11 protein-coding genes are annotated in these 13,548 nt (G+C 68.5%); all 11 read right to left on the bottom strand.

Features of this window, described 5'->3' with window-relative positions; genetic code table 11:
- Nucleotides 1-23: 23 nt before the first annotated feature.
- The 11 genes from QJS31_RS04220 to QJS31_RS04170 all read right to left on the bottom strand — a co-directional run bounded on the left by QJS31_RS04220 (nucleotide 24) and on the right by QJS31_RS04170 (nucleotide 13,276).
- Nucleotides 24-2,609, bottom strand: coding sequence for a hypothetical protein (locus QJS31_RS04220; protein ID WP_282779521.1), 2,586 nt, complete (start codon nucleotides 2,607-2,609; stop codon nucleotides 24-26).
- Nucleotides 2,610-2,622: 13 nt separating this feature from the next.
- The gene (locus QJS31_RS04215) at nucleotides 2,623-2,949 is read right to left on the bottom strand and encodes a hypothetical protein (RefSeq protein ID WP_306355952.1); all 327 of its coding nucleotides are present in this window, start codon (nucleotides 2,947-2,949) and stop codon (nucleotides 2,623-2,625) included.
- Between the two features lie 32 nt (nucleotides 2,950-2,981).
- A complete protein-coding gene (locus tag QJS31_RS04210) occupies nucleotides 2,982-3,329 on the bottom strand; it encodes a hypothetical protein (RefSeq protein ID WP_306355951.1) in 348 nt (115 codons plus the stop codon).
- Nucleotides 3,329-4,009 (bottom strand): hypothetical protein, encoded by a 681-nt coding sequence (locus tag QJS31_RS04205; RefSeq protein ID WP_244961596.1) that lies wholly within the window; start codon nucleotides 4,007-4,009, stop codon nucleotides 3,329-3,331. Before QJS31_RS04205 ends, QJS31_RS04210 begins: the two co-directional genes overlap by 1 nt.
- Nucleotides 4,006-4,359: a YbaB/EbfC family nucleoid-associated protein gene (locus QJS31_RS04200; RefSeq protein ID WP_306355950.1), complete on the bottom strand. Its 354-nt coding sequence runs from the start codon at nucleotides 4,357-4,359 to the stop codon at nucleotides 4,006-4,008. Before QJS31_RS04200 ends, QJS31_RS04205 begins: the two co-directional genes overlap by 4 nt.
- On the bottom strand, nucleotides 4,356-5,810 hold the full coding sequence (locus QJS31_RS04195) for a PE family protein (protein WP_306355949.1): 1,455 nt from the start codon (nucleotides 5,808-5,810) through the stop codon (nucleotides 4,356-4,358). Before QJS31_RS04195 ends, QJS31_RS04200 begins: the two co-directional genes overlap by 4 nt.
- A 16-nt stretch (nucleotides 5,811-5,826) precedes the next feature.
- A complete protein-coding gene (locus QJS31_RS04190; protein WP_029931697.1) occupies nucleotides 5,827-6,093 on the bottom strand; it encodes a hypothetical protein in 267 nt (88 codons plus the stop codon).
- Nucleotides 6,094-6,629: 536 nt separating this feature from the next.
- On the bottom strand, nucleotides 6,630-7,532 hold the full coding sequence (locus QJS31_RS04185; RefSeq protein ID WP_306355948.1) for a hypothetical protein: 903 nt from the start codon (nucleotides 7,530-7,532) through the stop codon (nucleotides 6,630-6,632).
- Nucleotides 7,533-7,772: 240 nt separating this feature from the next.
- A complete protein-coding gene (locus QJS31_RS04180) occupies nucleotides 7,773-8,405 on the bottom strand; it encodes a hypothetical protein (protein WP_306355947.1) in 633 nt (210 codons plus the stop codon).
- Between the two features lie 155 nt (nucleotides 8,406-8,560).
- Nucleotides 8,561-11,029 carry a hypothetical protein gene (locus QJS31_RS04175; protein ID WP_282779514.1) on the bottom strand — a complete coding sequence of 823 codons (2,469 nt, stop codon included), beginning with the start codon at nucleotides 11,027-11,029 and terminating at the stop codon, nucleotides 8,561-8,563.
- A gap of 9 nt (nucleotides 11,030-11,038) precedes the next feature.
- Nucleotides 11,039-13,276 carry a hypothetical protein gene (locus QJS31_RS04170; RefSeq protein WP_282779513.1) on the bottom strand — a complete coding sequence of 746 codons (2,238 nt, stop codon included), beginning with the start codon at nucleotides 13,274-13,276 and terminating at the stop codon, nucleotides 11,039-11,041.
- Nucleotides 13,277-13,548: the final 272 nt, after the last annotated feature.

Here is a 13,548-nt window from a genome sequence, read left to right as displayed (position 1 = left end):
GGGAGGTTCGGCCGCGGCGCGGATCAGCGCGGCGGTGCCGTGACGACCGGCCGCCCGCCGCCCGGATCGGCGGGACCGGCGGGTGCTTCCGGGATGAACTGTGGATGCCCGATGATCTGAGCGTGGGCGTATACGGCGTCCCGCATCAGCTGTCTGGTGGCCTCGGCCCCGCCGGGGATTGCCGCGGCCTCCGCGAGCAAGAGTACGAGTTCGTCGCACCGGCGTTCGAAGACCATGGCGCGCAGCACGGCACTGTCGGGTCCGGCCTTGAGCTCGCCCAGGTCCACCCGGGAGGCGTCCATCCGGCGGGTCAGCATGGCGGCGGTCAGCAAGTCGTCGGCGTCGCGCAGTTCGTCCCACAGCTCCGGTGGCACGGGCTCGTCCCGGCGCACCATAGCCAGAATCCGTTCTCGGACTTCACGAGTCATGACTGCCTCCGACCCCGGAGCGGTCAGTGCGGCGACCTTCGTGTGCGCATCCCACGCCAGCCCGGCGCACCGTGCCGCCCTCTCACCCCCGGGGATCGCGTCGGCCCGCACGGACAGTTCCCGCGCGCCGACCGCGCCGAGTCGGTCGACCAGTCCCGGGGCCGGCGCCCGCAGGTCCCACCGTGCCGAGGCCGGGACCGAATCCGCCATCGGCAGTTCCCGGAACCGGGCGCGCAGGTCGGGACCGATCGTTGTCGACGAGGCCAGCGCGGTGAAGCCCGCCGCGGAACGCTGCCCCCACGCCAGGCCGAACTCGACGAGCACCCGGGCCGGATCGGCTATCCCCTCCCAGGCCGCACCGGCCCGTTCGGATTCCGACCAGAGCCACGGCATCGAGGCAGCCTCCGGCAGGAACAGTCCGGTGGGCAGCCAGCCCCGGCCCTCGTTCGAGGTCAGGAAGGCGCTCAGGCCGGCGGGTCCACGCAGCGTCGCGACCGCCCAGTCCAGCCCGAGCACGGTGGGACCGACGGCGGCGAGCACTCCGGCCAACAGGGTCCGGGCCAAAACCAGATCGCCGTCGACACGTTCGCCCACCAGGAACGACGGCGCGGCGGCGGCGACCATCGCGGCGCCGACCACCTCTTCGGCGCGTTGCGGTTCGTCACGCTCGGCCGTTGTGTCGTCCCGCCCGAGCGGGGTCGACGGCCGGTCCGGCCGGGCATCGGCTCGCTGTGGCGGCGCACCCGACGAAGTGCTCTGAGGAACAGCAGAATTCGGTCCGAACACGCCCGATGGCGACCGCGCCGCAGCGGTCGCATTGGCCGATGCCGCCGCTGCGGCGGTGCTCGCCGCACCAGCGGTTGCCACCGTCGACTGTGAAGCGATCGCCGGCATCGGCGGCGGCGCGGTCACCACCGCGGGCGGCAGCACCTGGCCCGGCGCGACGGGTCCGTCCGCCCACCCGGTCCCCCCGCTCGGCGCGACGTCGAGGCCGAGCGCCGATCCGTCGCCGCCGATGTCCGCGGCCCCCTCGCCGCCGGTGTCTCCGGCCCCCTCGGTATCGCCGACGTCTCCCGACCTGTCGGTGCCGCCGACATTTCCGGACCCCGTGGTGCCGTCCTCGCTCCCGGAGGCGCGCTCACCGGCCCGGCCCACAGCCGAATCCTCAGTGTCCGAGGTTGTCTCGTCGTTGTCCGGGTCGGTGACGGCCGGCGCCGTCCGGCCCATCCCCGCCCCGGTCGGACCTCCGGTCCCCGTATCGACCGACGGGTCGTGCCACGGCCCGACGGGCGGCACACCCGGCATCGGGTCGACCACCTCCGGCCCGCCCACCCGTTCGGCCGGCGGACCGGGGGGCTCGCGACGTTCTGGTCGCCCCGGCGCATCCTCGCCGGCACGCGCGTCGTCACCGATGGGCATCGTGGAATCCGGCTCACCCCAGCCCGCCGGTGGCAGCGGGAATACCGCATGCGGACCGCGGGCATCCGGACCTCGCGGCTTCCCAGGAGGCCCGGCCGCGTCCGGCCCCGGCGGAGCGTCGATATCCGGTTCGGTCTCCGCCGACGGTGTGGCCGAGGGCGATTGCGGTTCCGGTGCCACCGGCCGATTCGGCGCCAGCGGCCCAGGCTGCCCCAAATGGTCGGCGATAGCGGTCAATTCCGGCAGTGAGACCGGACTGATCGAGTTGAGGGCGGCGGCGGCGATATCGTCGACGTCCGCCCGAGCCCGCGCGATGACGGCGGCGATCCGTCGCTCCCGCTCGGCGGCACGGTCCGCCTCCGCTTCGCCGTCCTCGTCCTCGTCGTCCTGCGCCGCAGCAGCACGCTGCTCGGCGCGGATGTCGCGGTCCGCGCGCTCGACGATATCCAGGATCTGATTTCTGGTCCGGTACACCACATCCGAGTAGCTGCGCAGCACATCGGCGGTGGCCGCGAGAGCATCGGAATAGGCCTGCGGATCATTGCGCTGGGCCAGCATCCGATCCTTGACCGACTGCAATCGGCCGCTGGAGCGCACCCGCTCATCGAAGTCGAGACGCGCTCGGGCCGCATCGTCGGTGTTCATCGCCCGCGATGCCTCCCGAGCGGCGGCTTCCAGTGCACTCCACTCCGCCGGGCCGATCGCGGGCCAGTTCCCGCCGACGATCTGGTCCCAGTGCGCGCTGTGCTGTTCCGGTGCCATTACCGCACGTACATCAGATCGATTCGTACCGTGTCCGAGATCCGTTGTGCACGTCCGCGGCGTCCAGCTCGGAGGTGCCGAACAGGGCGTCGACGAGTACATCGTCCGCACGGCCGGCGCTGGACCGGGCGGCCGCCGCGAAGGTGGATCGCACCCATTCGAGCTGATCACACATGGCGCGGTCGAGGTCGGATTCCGGCTTGGTCTCCGGTCGCAGGGTGTCCGCGGACCCGCTCGCCACCTCCGTGGCCGTGTGCACGGCCGTCGTGAATCTGCCTGCGGCGGAGGTGATCTCCGACGCATCGTCGATGTCCAGTATCGGTCCGCCGCTGTCCGACATCGGCTACTCCGTTCCTAGGTGGCGTGCTCGAGTCAGGACCTGGTGCCGAATTCGGCGTCCTCCATGGCGCGGTAGGCCGCCTCGGTCGGCAGATCGAACGCGTCGATCGTGTAGGGCCGCGCCCCTTTGTATTCCATCTCGGTGCGCAGCCCGACCCGTGATTTCTGATGTGCCAGCCGCGCCAATTTGAGTATTTCGGCGGACAGCCAGGTCTCCCCGAACTCCCGGGCGTCGTCGGTGAGGTGCAGGCCGATGATCTCACCGTCCCGGTTGCAGGCCACACCGACCGTATTGTCCGGATTGAAGACTTCGTAGGTGCGCTTGCCCCAGTCCGGAGCCGCAGGGGTTTCCTCGTCTTCGCCGAGGTGCGTGTCGTTCATCAGCTGTTGTCCTCCGCCATCCGTGGGTCCAGGGTCGCCGACAGCGCCGACCAGGTGGTGTCGTCGATGGTCATCACCTTGCGCAGCCGCCAGAACCGGGTGCCGAGATAGCATTCACCGCTGCCGTCGGCCTCGACGTCGAGGTGATCGGGGCTCTCGGTCGTGGGGTTGAGCGTGACCGTGGTGATCGGGGGCCGCGCATCGTCGATATTGATGAGCGTGGCTCCGCCACCGGGAATGAAGGTGTGCCGGTATCGGTCGCTGCCCCCGATGGCGGTGGCAGCACTGTTGGTGGTCAGCGTGATCTCGGGGTTGAGCATCAACTGCATGGCCCAGGAGCGGGCCACGCACTCGGGGCGGTCGGCATTGATCGCCATGCCGAGCGTGGACTCGAGATCCACGATGAGCGCCGCCTCCGCCGAGGTGATCCCGACGACCACCAGTCGCCGCGAGCTGTCCGCCGGATGCGGCAGATCCTCGGCCGACAGCGTGATCGCGTCGGAGCCGCCCTCGGCCCCGGTGGCCGGATGCACGGTGACCGTGCCGGTGGCCACCGCCACCGTGTACGCGGCGATCGGATTCGATTGTCGCGCACCGACACCCGCCAGCCGCTGCAAACCTTCCTCGTACAGCCACCGCAGGGTCTCGGTGACGGTGACGGTCCCGCCGACCTCGGTCACGATCGCGGCCCCACGGCCCCGGGCACCGTTTCCGCTTGCGCGCCACTGTCTTCCGGCACGGTGCGGTCCATGATGGCGCGGTGTTGGCGCGCGGCGTCGGCGGTGCTCTCGGTGACCGCCGCCATGATCTCCTGGACGAGTTCGTCACTGGTGTATCGCATCGTGGTCCCGGGTGCCAGGTACAGGTCGGTGAGCCGGCCCATGGCGTCCACTTCCGGGATCACATCACCACCGGGTGAGGGCCGGCGAGCGCGGATCTGGTCGATCCGTTCCCGCATATCGGCGATGCGGTGGCGCAGATCGCGGGCCATGTCCAGCGCCGCTTGCACATCGGGATGGATTTCGCTCATGCGGAGCCTCCAGCATTGTTCTGGGTCTGGGCAGCCGGGGCCGGGGTCGGCGGGGTCACGGTGGGGGCGATCACCGGTCGTTCGCCGATCACCGATTCGGTGTGCGGGGTGTCGTCGACGTACATGAGCCGGTCCGGATGCCAGGCGACGACGCGGCCCCGGTCCCCACCGCCGCCCGCCCCGGCGCCGCCCGCGCCCGGCATCATCGGCATCATCGGCATATAGCCACCGCGGCCCATCATCGTTCCCGTCGGGGAGGACCCGGACCGGATGGGTTCGAAGGCCGAAGGGCGGGGGGTGCCCGCGCCGCCTCCGGATGTGGCGGAGGGTGCGGCGCTCATCGGCATCGGACCGAGCGTGTACGCCGGATCGACGCCGGGTCCGGAGCCGTCGAACGATCCCGGTGGGCTGGTGCTCGGCGAGACTCCGTCGTAGTTGCCGTAGTCGCCGTAATCACCGTAGCTGGGATAGTCGTCGTAGGAGCCGTCGTAGGAGCCCTCGGTGAGCGTCTGGTCGGCGGCCAGCATCCCGCCCTGGCTCAATGCCGACATCAGTGCCGGCAGCAGCGCCTGGAGCATGCTGGCATCACCCTCGCCGCCGCCCTCGCCATTGCCCTTGGCGGCGTCCTCGATCATGCTCCCCTCGTATCCGCCGATCGCTTCCGCGGAACGCAGATTCAGCTCCTCCCACTTGGCGAGCGCGGCCGAGGTCGCGGCCTCGTTCTTCGACCGCATGGCCCGCAGCAGTTCCTTGCGGGCGGTGAGGATCTCCGACGGCGTGGGATGTTTGTCCTTGGCGATCCGAAACGCGTCACTGTAGGCGTCGACGCGTTCTGCGAGCCGATTCAGCTGCCGCCGGATCCGGTCCAGCCAGTCGTTGTGCCGGGTGAGTTCGGCCGACGCCTGCGCGCCGACCGGTGTCCAGTTCCGCAACACCTCGGCGGCCGCACCGACGCGGCGACCGGCGTCGGCGGCGGCCCCGTTGTCGAAGGCGCGCAACACCTCCGCGAACCGAGCCGGGGCCGCCGGACCCGGACCGGCGTGCAACATCTGTGCGAAGGTCAGCGTGTCCACCGCGGCACCGGGGTCCGGAAACGTGATGACGGGCGGCACCAGCATCGGTAGGTTGCCGGGTAGCTCCGCCGGGTTGTCGACCTCGGCACCGGAGGTCCCGCCGAGCAGCCGGGAATTGGTCGAGTCGGTGGCCGCGTAGTCCACGGCCGCCGCGCCGACCTCATGGGCGGATCGCTGCACCACGCTCAACAGACCCCGCACCCCGTTGAGCAGTTGCGCCGCTTCGTTGTTGAGCTGTGGGACCATTCCGGCGGAAATCGGGTCGGAGCCGGCCGGCGTCACCCACTCGGACGGGACGGCCGCGCCGGTCACCCGCACCAGGTCGGCGAGTGCGGCGGCCGCTCCGACGAGTTCCTCCGGATCGACATTGAGCACCACGGCCTCCTCCTCCCGCCTATTGCCGCCTCGCTATCCGCGTCGGACGCTTCCCGATGGGCTCGGGGTGGCGCGGACGTGACAGCCCCAGTTCACCCAGCTGCGCGGGTGACCAGCCGCCGTCCAGTGCGGCGTCGTAGGCGGCGGACAGTCGTTCGGCGGCTTCGTGATAGGCCAGGTCGGCTTCGTGCACCTGCACGGCGAGGCCGGCTTTGCGCTCCAGATCCTCGCTCTGCGAGAGGATGTCGCGAGCCTCTCGGAGAACACCGTCACGGTCTCGTGCCATCTGCGGTTCCTGATCCGTCGAGCCACTCCCTGGCTTTCCTCATCCGACGTCCCCATTGTCGAACATCCCCAACCGTGGGAACGCCGATCACGACCGGGCCGGTGGATCGCCACAGTGATCACCGACGCACCGGCCCCGTGGCCGAGCCGGTGCTCCCGTCGATGGTGACAGGCCGGTGGCCGCCGCGGGCTACCGTCGACTCCCATGAGTCACCCCAGCCCGACTCCGTGGTCGCGCCTGCGCGACGGACGGGACGAGGTCTGCACCGCGGGGGCTCCGGAGCCCGCACGGCCGGGTCCGGATGCGCCATCGCCGCCCGGCCGGCCGTTGAGAAAGGTTCCGAGTGCCGGGATTTCGATCGTCGGGATCGTCGTGGCTTTACTGATTGTCGCCGTGGGCTGCTGGGCCACCGACAGGTCCGGCGGACCGGCCGAGACACCGGTTCCGACGGGTCGCGGCAGCACACTGGGAACGGTGGTCGCGGCCGAGGGTGCGCTGCTGCGAGTCCGCGGCGTCAACGGCGGTTCGACCGCGGTTCACACGAATACCGACACCAGTGTGTTCGTCCTCGGCGGGACCGAGGTGTCGGACGTCCGGCCCGGCGCCATGATCTTCGTCCGGGGTGTCACGTACTCGGACGGGTCCATGCTCGCCGAGTTGATCATCGGGGCGTCGATGCGGTTGCCCGACTTCCGATTTCCCGACGCGCCTTTTCCGGACCCGCCGGGTCCTCCATAGTCGAATCCCTCGAACGTTTCGGCTGACCGGACCGTAGCGACCGATCTACCCGGATGCCACAGCACGGTCAGGAGCGCGACGAAGACCGTGACCGCAGCGGCGCCACAACTCAGCGTCGCCGCGAGTTCGAAGCTCGAACCGGCGGCGGTCGGCGCGACCGCATCCGCCGCCGGGTTCTGGTTGCCGGTGAGGAGCGTATCGAGCAGATCGCCGAGACTGCCGTCGAGGGCATCGGTCCGTTCCGTGAGCGCACGGAGTTCGGGCCCCTTGCCGTCCAGGTAGTACCGCACGGCCACGACGAGCAGCGCCGAGGCCGAGGCCGAGGCGAGCACCAGGCGCGACAGCGTCCGAACCGGGATCCACAGTCGCAGCAGGACCGCGGCCACGGTCACGACCAGCGCGGCGACGGCCAGGAAAGCCCATGCGCCACTGATGTTCTCCTCCGGGCGGCCGTAGGCGATCGGCCAGTCGACGATATTCCCGAAGGCGTCGACGGTGACGGTGCCGTTCGGTCCTGTCGCGGACAGCCAAGGCTGGAACAGTAGTACCAGGGTGACCAGACTCGTCACCGCGATACAGAGATAGCCCCAGCCGGATCGGAGATCGAAGCGGCGCACGGTCACCGCTCGAACGAATTCCTCGTCGCCCGCGTACAGACGGGTCGGATCTTCCTGAACTTGCCAAGGCGTTTGAGTGGACATTTCTCCAGGCTCTGCAATACCCGTGTCGATCACCATTACGAACACCGACGCGAGTGTCGAATAATTTGTTCTGCAATGGGCGCCATCGGCCACTGACGATTGAGTACGTTAGCTTGGCCGGAACATGAGAACAAGGCAGATCGAAGGCTTGTGACCCTATTAACAAGCACACTGCGACCCCGGTCACAATCAACACGAATTCTACTCGCCAGTAGGCGCGAGTAATTTGGATGGAGCCTGCTAGCTTTTTCCGGAATCGCCGTCCGGCGATCGATATTTGTTCGGTTTGCGACCGATAATGCGCTGGCTGATACACGCCAGCGCCGAGCCGATCGAGGTGATGCTGGCGAACATCGCGGCGGGCGTGAGGCTCGCGGAGGAGTACCCGACCTCACGCATGCCGGGCAGGATGAGCTGCCCGTTTCCGAACGCCCAGGCCATCAGGGAACCGACCTGGCCGCCCAGGTCCCACCGGCGGGTCGTCATGGCCTTCAGGTCGGATCCCTTGCTGTTGAGGTAGACCAGCGTCGCCAGCACGAATACCGCGGCGGCGACGGTGGCAATCGTCGCCAGCCGGTCCATCAGATCGGATCGAAGACGAAGATAGATCAGCACCGTGACGACCGAGATGGTGAGGGCGGCACTGGTGAACAGCGCCCACATTCCGGTGACATCCGCGGTAGGCGATTTGAGCTGCGACCAAGCGGTCAGATAATTGGTGGTCGCGTCGATCCGGCCGAAGGCATTCGCACGCACCTTTCCCCCGGGACCGGATGCAATGATCCACGGCTGGAACAACAGCAGAAAGGTGACGATACTGCCGGCCACCGCGAGCACATAACCCCATTTGCCCGCCAACGCGGCGCGCAACACTCGAAGTACCGGGTGACCGGCCCGCGCCAATGCCGCTCCGCTGATTCGCCGTCCCGACGGTTGTTCCGGGGAGTGCTGAACCGCCTTCGGTCCCCAAGGCGTGGGTTGCACCATAGAGATATTCTATGGGTCTGCCCAGCACTGGGAACTCGGCATCAGCCGACCGCCGAAATCGGCATCGCGGGCACCGGTTGCACCGTCGGGTCGGTCGCCGGGACGGCGTCCAGCGCTGTCGAACGGGACCCGCTCTCCTCGATGCCCGGCGGGTGGAAGAATCCGGAGAACGCCCCGAAATCGCCTTCGGAGTCGCTCATTTCGGGGCCGAACGGTTGCAGCACACCGTCGACGATCACCTCCAGCGTGCCGTCTCCGGACGAACCGCCATCCTCGGGGCCGAACACCACCAGCAGCGCTGTCCGGCCGTCCTCCCACATCGCGATATCGCCGGTGATCAACTGGTTCGGATCGACCCGACTGCCCGGGTACTTGTCCTTCGGTTCCCCCGACTTCCCGGACTCCATGCCGTAGGCGGCCCGGGCGTCGGTGCCCGTGGTGTCGGCGAACGCGGCTTCCAACGCGTCGTAGACCTTCGGGTACACGTACTGGTGGCGGCCGTCTTTGAAATCGAAGAGCACCTTGCCGTCCTCGCGGGCGGTTCGGGGCGGGGTTCCGGAATCCTGCGGGGCGGTCGCACCCGGCGTCGGTCCGGTGTGCGGTGTGGACTGGCCCGGCGGCGTGCCCGTGTTCTGGGGGGTCTGTGGGCTCTGCTGTCCCGGCGGTGTGGTCGGCTGCACCTGCGGCGGCTGCACCTGAGGCGGCTGCACCGGTGACAATCGCTCCCGATCGAGGCGGCGCGGATCGTTCTCGTTGCCCATCAGTCCGCGTTGGCCGAACCCGTTCTGCGCCATCAGCAGTGGCAACAGTGAACTCATCAGGTTCGACCCCATACCGGCCAGGCCCGATCCCATGCCACCGGTCGGCGGTGACACCGGGGTCGGAACCGACGGCGAGGTGGGGTCGTTCGGCCGGCCCGGATTCGGGGAGACCGGATCCCGGCCACCCGGTGCGGACGGACTTCCAGGAGTTCCGGGGAGGCGTCCGGGGTCTGACGGGTCCGAAGGGTCCTTGGGGGCCGGGGTATTCGGCGTGGGCAAACCCGGCAACGGCGAACTCGGATCATTCGGCTGCGGTTGAACGGGAGGCACGCCGGGCTTGTAGGGATTGCTCGGATCCTGCGGCAGGTTCTGCCACTTCTTCGTAGTCTCCTCGAGTGCCTTGCGCATGCCCTCCAGTTCCTTGGCCGTCCGCGCTTCCTGATCCTTGATCCACTTCGCGATCTCGGAATTCGTGCCGGAGCGCTCCTCCATGATCGACAGGCTCTCGGCGAACGCCTGCCCGAGCAGATCGACGAAACTCGCGTCGGTGCCGTCGGATGTCTGCGCCTTCAGATTTATACCGCGGATCAGGGCGGAGATCTGGTCCCGACCGAGTTTCGTGTTCTCGGCGGTCTCGACGATCGATTTCGCCACCTCCCGCTGCCTGGCGTCGAACCGCCCCGCCGTCTGCACCAGCCTGCTGGCCGCCTCCTGATACGCGGCGGGCGTTTTCGCGCCGATCTGCATGGGCACCGTCGGCAACGGCGGCACGGTCACCTTGTCGGTATCGAAATTACTTGCATCACCGAACAACTGCCATTCGTCGCTGAGCCCATCGGCCAGCGAACCGCTGCCGTACAAACCACCTCGAGCGCCGTGCCAAGCCTGCAGATCGGCCGAGATACCTTTCGGCTGGAACAGAAACCCCACCGGTTGCCCCGGCGGGCCGCTGCCCGGCCCCGGCTTGAACTCCCCCTCCCCCATGGACTCGACGTGGCCGCCGACCCAAATCCCCGGCGCCGCAGTGCGGTCGGTCTCCGGTGAACCGCCGACACCGGCCGGATCATCCGAGTCCCAGCGGCCGGGAGCTACCGACCACGCCGCCAGCCCGCCGAGACCACGCAGGACGTTGTTCCCCATCCCCGCCCGTGTCGCCGTACCCCAGCGACCACTGCGTTCGCCCGATCGGAACAGGTCCCGATACCGATCCGCTCTCGTATTCGCACTGTTGGCAGCGGTTCCCTCCAACCGCTGCTGGGCTCTCGCTCTGATATCGCGGCGCGCCTGGTCGGCGGCGTCGCTGCGAAGCTGTTGCCTGCTCGGCGTATTGCCGAACGGATTCCTGGACCGCAGGTTCTGCGCGCGACCGCCGAAATCGCTCAGGGGCTGGTTCATGACTCGCTGATGCGCCCGGTTCCCGAGTCGGTCCAGCCGTGTATCCATACCGTTGGCCGCGGCTCTGCCAGCACGGTTCTGCAAGAACCGCCTGCCCACGCCCGCGTCTTCGAACCCATTGCGCAGCACCCGCGACAGCCCGCCGCCCGCCCCGGCCCCCACCAGACCCAGCCCGGCGGACACCCAGGCATTGCCCGACGTGAAGTCGATCTCCCCGGCCTGGATGAAACTGCCCGCCATGCCGCCCACGGCTCCCCCGATGAGTCCACCGGCACCCGGCACGATCATATTGCCGACCACGGGTGCGGCGACACTGACGCCGAGCGAGAGACCCGTCTGCCACCAGCTGCTCATCGAGTCTCCTTACGCCGGAACCGAAGCGACGGCCGAGGTATCGGCCTCCGGCACCGTTCCCGCCGTCCGATCCGCCGGACCGGCGACGTCGATCCCGGGCGGATGGAAGAAGCCGGAGAAGGGTCCGAAATCTCCTTGGTTGTCGCGCATTTCAGCGGAGAACGAGAGCAATTCACCGGCCACGATCACCTCCAGGGTCCCGCTGCTCTCGGTATCGAAAGCGACGACCAGAGCGGTCCGCTGATCCCACCGCGCGACATCGCCGGTGATGAGTTGATACGGATCCACCGGGGCGCCGAGACGCTGCTCGTTCAGCGCCACGGCGGCGCTCTCGTAGGCTGCCCGCGCGTCGGTGGTCGCGGCATTGTCGAACGCGGCGTCCAATGCGGCGTAGACCACCGGCGACACCTCCTGGGTGCGGCCGTCCGGGAAGGTGTACACCATCGGTTTGTCCGTGTTCGGCCGCAGCATCGGCTGGCTGCTGGAGACCTGCGTACGTGGTGTCGTGGCCGAGGTGTTCGTCGCCGGGGTGTTCGTCGCCGGAGTATTCGCCGTCGTGGTGGCTGGTTGCTGGCCCGTGGTGGACGTCGGCGGCGCGGCCGGGCCGGACTGCACGATCCCCGGCTGTTCCGGACCGGGGTCGGTGTCGCGCCGCTCGCGTTCTTCGTCGCCCTCGGTCGGTTCTTCTCGCTGTTTCTGGTTCAGCAGGCTCGACAGCAACAGCGGGTCCAGTCCCGTCCCGGTCGACGGTGCCGCGGTCGGTGTCGGGCTCGATACCGGCGTCGGACTCGACGTGGGCGGCGTCGTCGATCGCGGCGGTGGAGCCTCCGCAGGGGTGCGGTCGTCGCCGCCGACGCCCTCACGGATCGCGCTCGGATTGTCCGCACCGCTGCTCCGGCTGGCGTCGCGGATGGCGGTCGGTGTCCCGTTCAGACCGAAATCGATCGGCCGGAACTGGCTGCCCGTCGTACCGCCGTTCTGGTACTGGTTCGGATTCGGGTAGGGATACGGGTACGGATACGGCGTCTCGTTGCCATTGCCTGATTCGTCACCATCGGTTTTGTCACCGTCGCCCTCGCTCCCGTCCTTCTTGTCGTCGGCCCCGGGAGCATCGGCTTTGAGCTTTTCCACCTCGCTCGCGAGCGCCTGCAGTTCGGTGGTGGCAGCGTCCATGATTCCGGTGATCGCGGCCAGGTGGGTGTCGATCAGCTGCGTCACGAAGTCGTCCTCATCCATCGGACCGGTCGCCCGCGCGATCGCCCCCTGCGATATCAGCAGCGACAACTGCTCGACATTCGTCGGATTGACGGTGGCGAAGTCCTGCAACCCGGCGACCGCGGTCTCGACCTGAGTCCGCGAGGTTTTCGATATCCGGGCCACCTCCTCGAGCAGGATCGACTGCTCCTCCTCGGTCAGGCCGAGCGCCGCATCCGCGGCCAGCAGGTCGTCGTACTTGGTTTTCAGCTCCTGCGCGCTCGACACGTAGCTGATGATCGCGGCGCTGTCCTCACCGGAGGTCTGCTGGACGCGGGATCTGGCGGGGGCGTCCTCCGTATCGCCGCGGCCGAACATCTCCCAACTGGTGTAGACGCTTTCGGTGAAGTCCTCGTAGTTCTTCTCACCACCCGTGGACAGCAGGTCCAGCCCGTCCGGCCAGTTCGCGCTGGAGCGATCCGGGCCGTACACATGGGCGGTGTAGGCGCTGTCCACGGTGAGCCGACCGTCTCTGATGAGCTTGGACGTGTAGTCCATCGTGGGGACCGGCCCGGCGGCACCTCCAGCCTGGAGGGCGCCATAGTTTTCCCTGGCGTTCATTCCTCCCCACGTGCCGGCCCCGGACCCGAGTCCGCCCATGATGTATCTGCCGGTACCGACGTTCAGCCCCGTACGGGCACCGTTCCACGCGCCGGGTAGCGCCCCACGGAAACCGTTGGTGAAAAGCCCTTTTCCGCCCTCCTTGAGACTCGCGCCCACGGCCTTGCCACCCGCCACCGACAGCGCCCCCCGGAAACCGAGCGAACCGATCCCGCCGCCGATCAGACCTAATGTTCCACCCAGCGCGGCGTCCCCGAGTGCTTCGCCGAAACTGTTGCCCTGTCTCCAGGAATTGAGCCCCGAGGCAGCACCGCCCAGCAGCGCGGCACCGGCCGGACCGGCGATGAGGAACCCTCCTACACCGGCCGCCCCGACCAGGATGTCATCGCCGTACTCACTGAAGAAGTCACCGACGCCGTCCCAAAAGCCCATGGGCTCACCCGCCCTGGGTCAGACGGTCGGTGGTGAACACCCGTCCACGATCGATCCCGTCACGGTCTCGAGTCATCGGCAGTTCCTGATCCGTCCCGGTGGTGGACTGTGTCGACCGCGTAGTCCGGACCAGCACGCGACGCACGCGCCCCATCCCGACTACACCTTGACTTCCTTTCCGACCACCCCATTGTCGAACATCCCCACCGCTGGGAACGCCGCCAGCGCCTCGGGAAGCCGCCGGGCCGCTGACACACTGACCGTGGGATCGC

It is taken from the genome of Nocardia sp. CC213A (genome assembly GCF_030766805.1).
Classification (GTDB): domain Bacteria; phylum Actinomycetota; class Actinomycetes; order Mycobacteriales; family Mycobacteriaceae; genus Nocardia; species Nocardia otitidiscaviarum.
Note: the sequence above shows the minus strand (reverse complement) of the source record. Positions and strands in the feature narration are given on the sequence as shown.

Bases quoted from the DNA above. Each gene is read 5' to 3' on its own strand.
- QJS31_RS04220 (WP_282779521.1), bottom strand. From the start codon at position 2,609: ATGGCACCGGAACAGCACAGCGCGCACTGGGACCAGATCGTCGGCGGG.
- QJS31_RS04215 (WP_306355952.1), bottom strand. From the start codon at position 2,949: ATGTCGGACAGCGGCGGACCGATACTGGACATCGACGATGCGTCGGAG.
- QJS31_RS04210 (WP_306355951.1), bottom strand. From the start codon at position 3,329: ATGAACGACACGCACCTCGGCGAAGACGAGGAAACCCCTGCGGCTCCG.
- QJS31_RS04200 (WP_306355950.1), bottom strand. From the start codon at position 4,359: ATGAGCGAAATCCATCCCGATGTGCAAGCGGCGCTGGACATGGCCCGC.
- QJS31_RS04190 (WP_029931697.1), bottom strand. From the start codon at position 6,093: ATGGCACGAGACCGTGACGGTGTTCTCCGAGAGGCTCGCGACATCCTC.
- QJS31_RS04185 (WP_306355948.1), bottom strand. From the start codon at position 7,532: ATGTCCACTCAAACGCCTTGGCAAGTTCAGGAAGATCCGACCCGTCTG.
- QJS31_RS04175 (WP_282779514.1), bottom strand. From the start codon at position 11,029: ATGAGCAGCTGGTGGCAGACGGGTCTCTCGCTCGGCGTCAGTGTCGCC.
- QJS31_RS04170 (WP_282779513.1), bottom strand. From the start codon at position 13,276: ATGGGCTTTTGGGACGGCGTCGGTGACTTCTTCAGTGAGTACGGCGAT.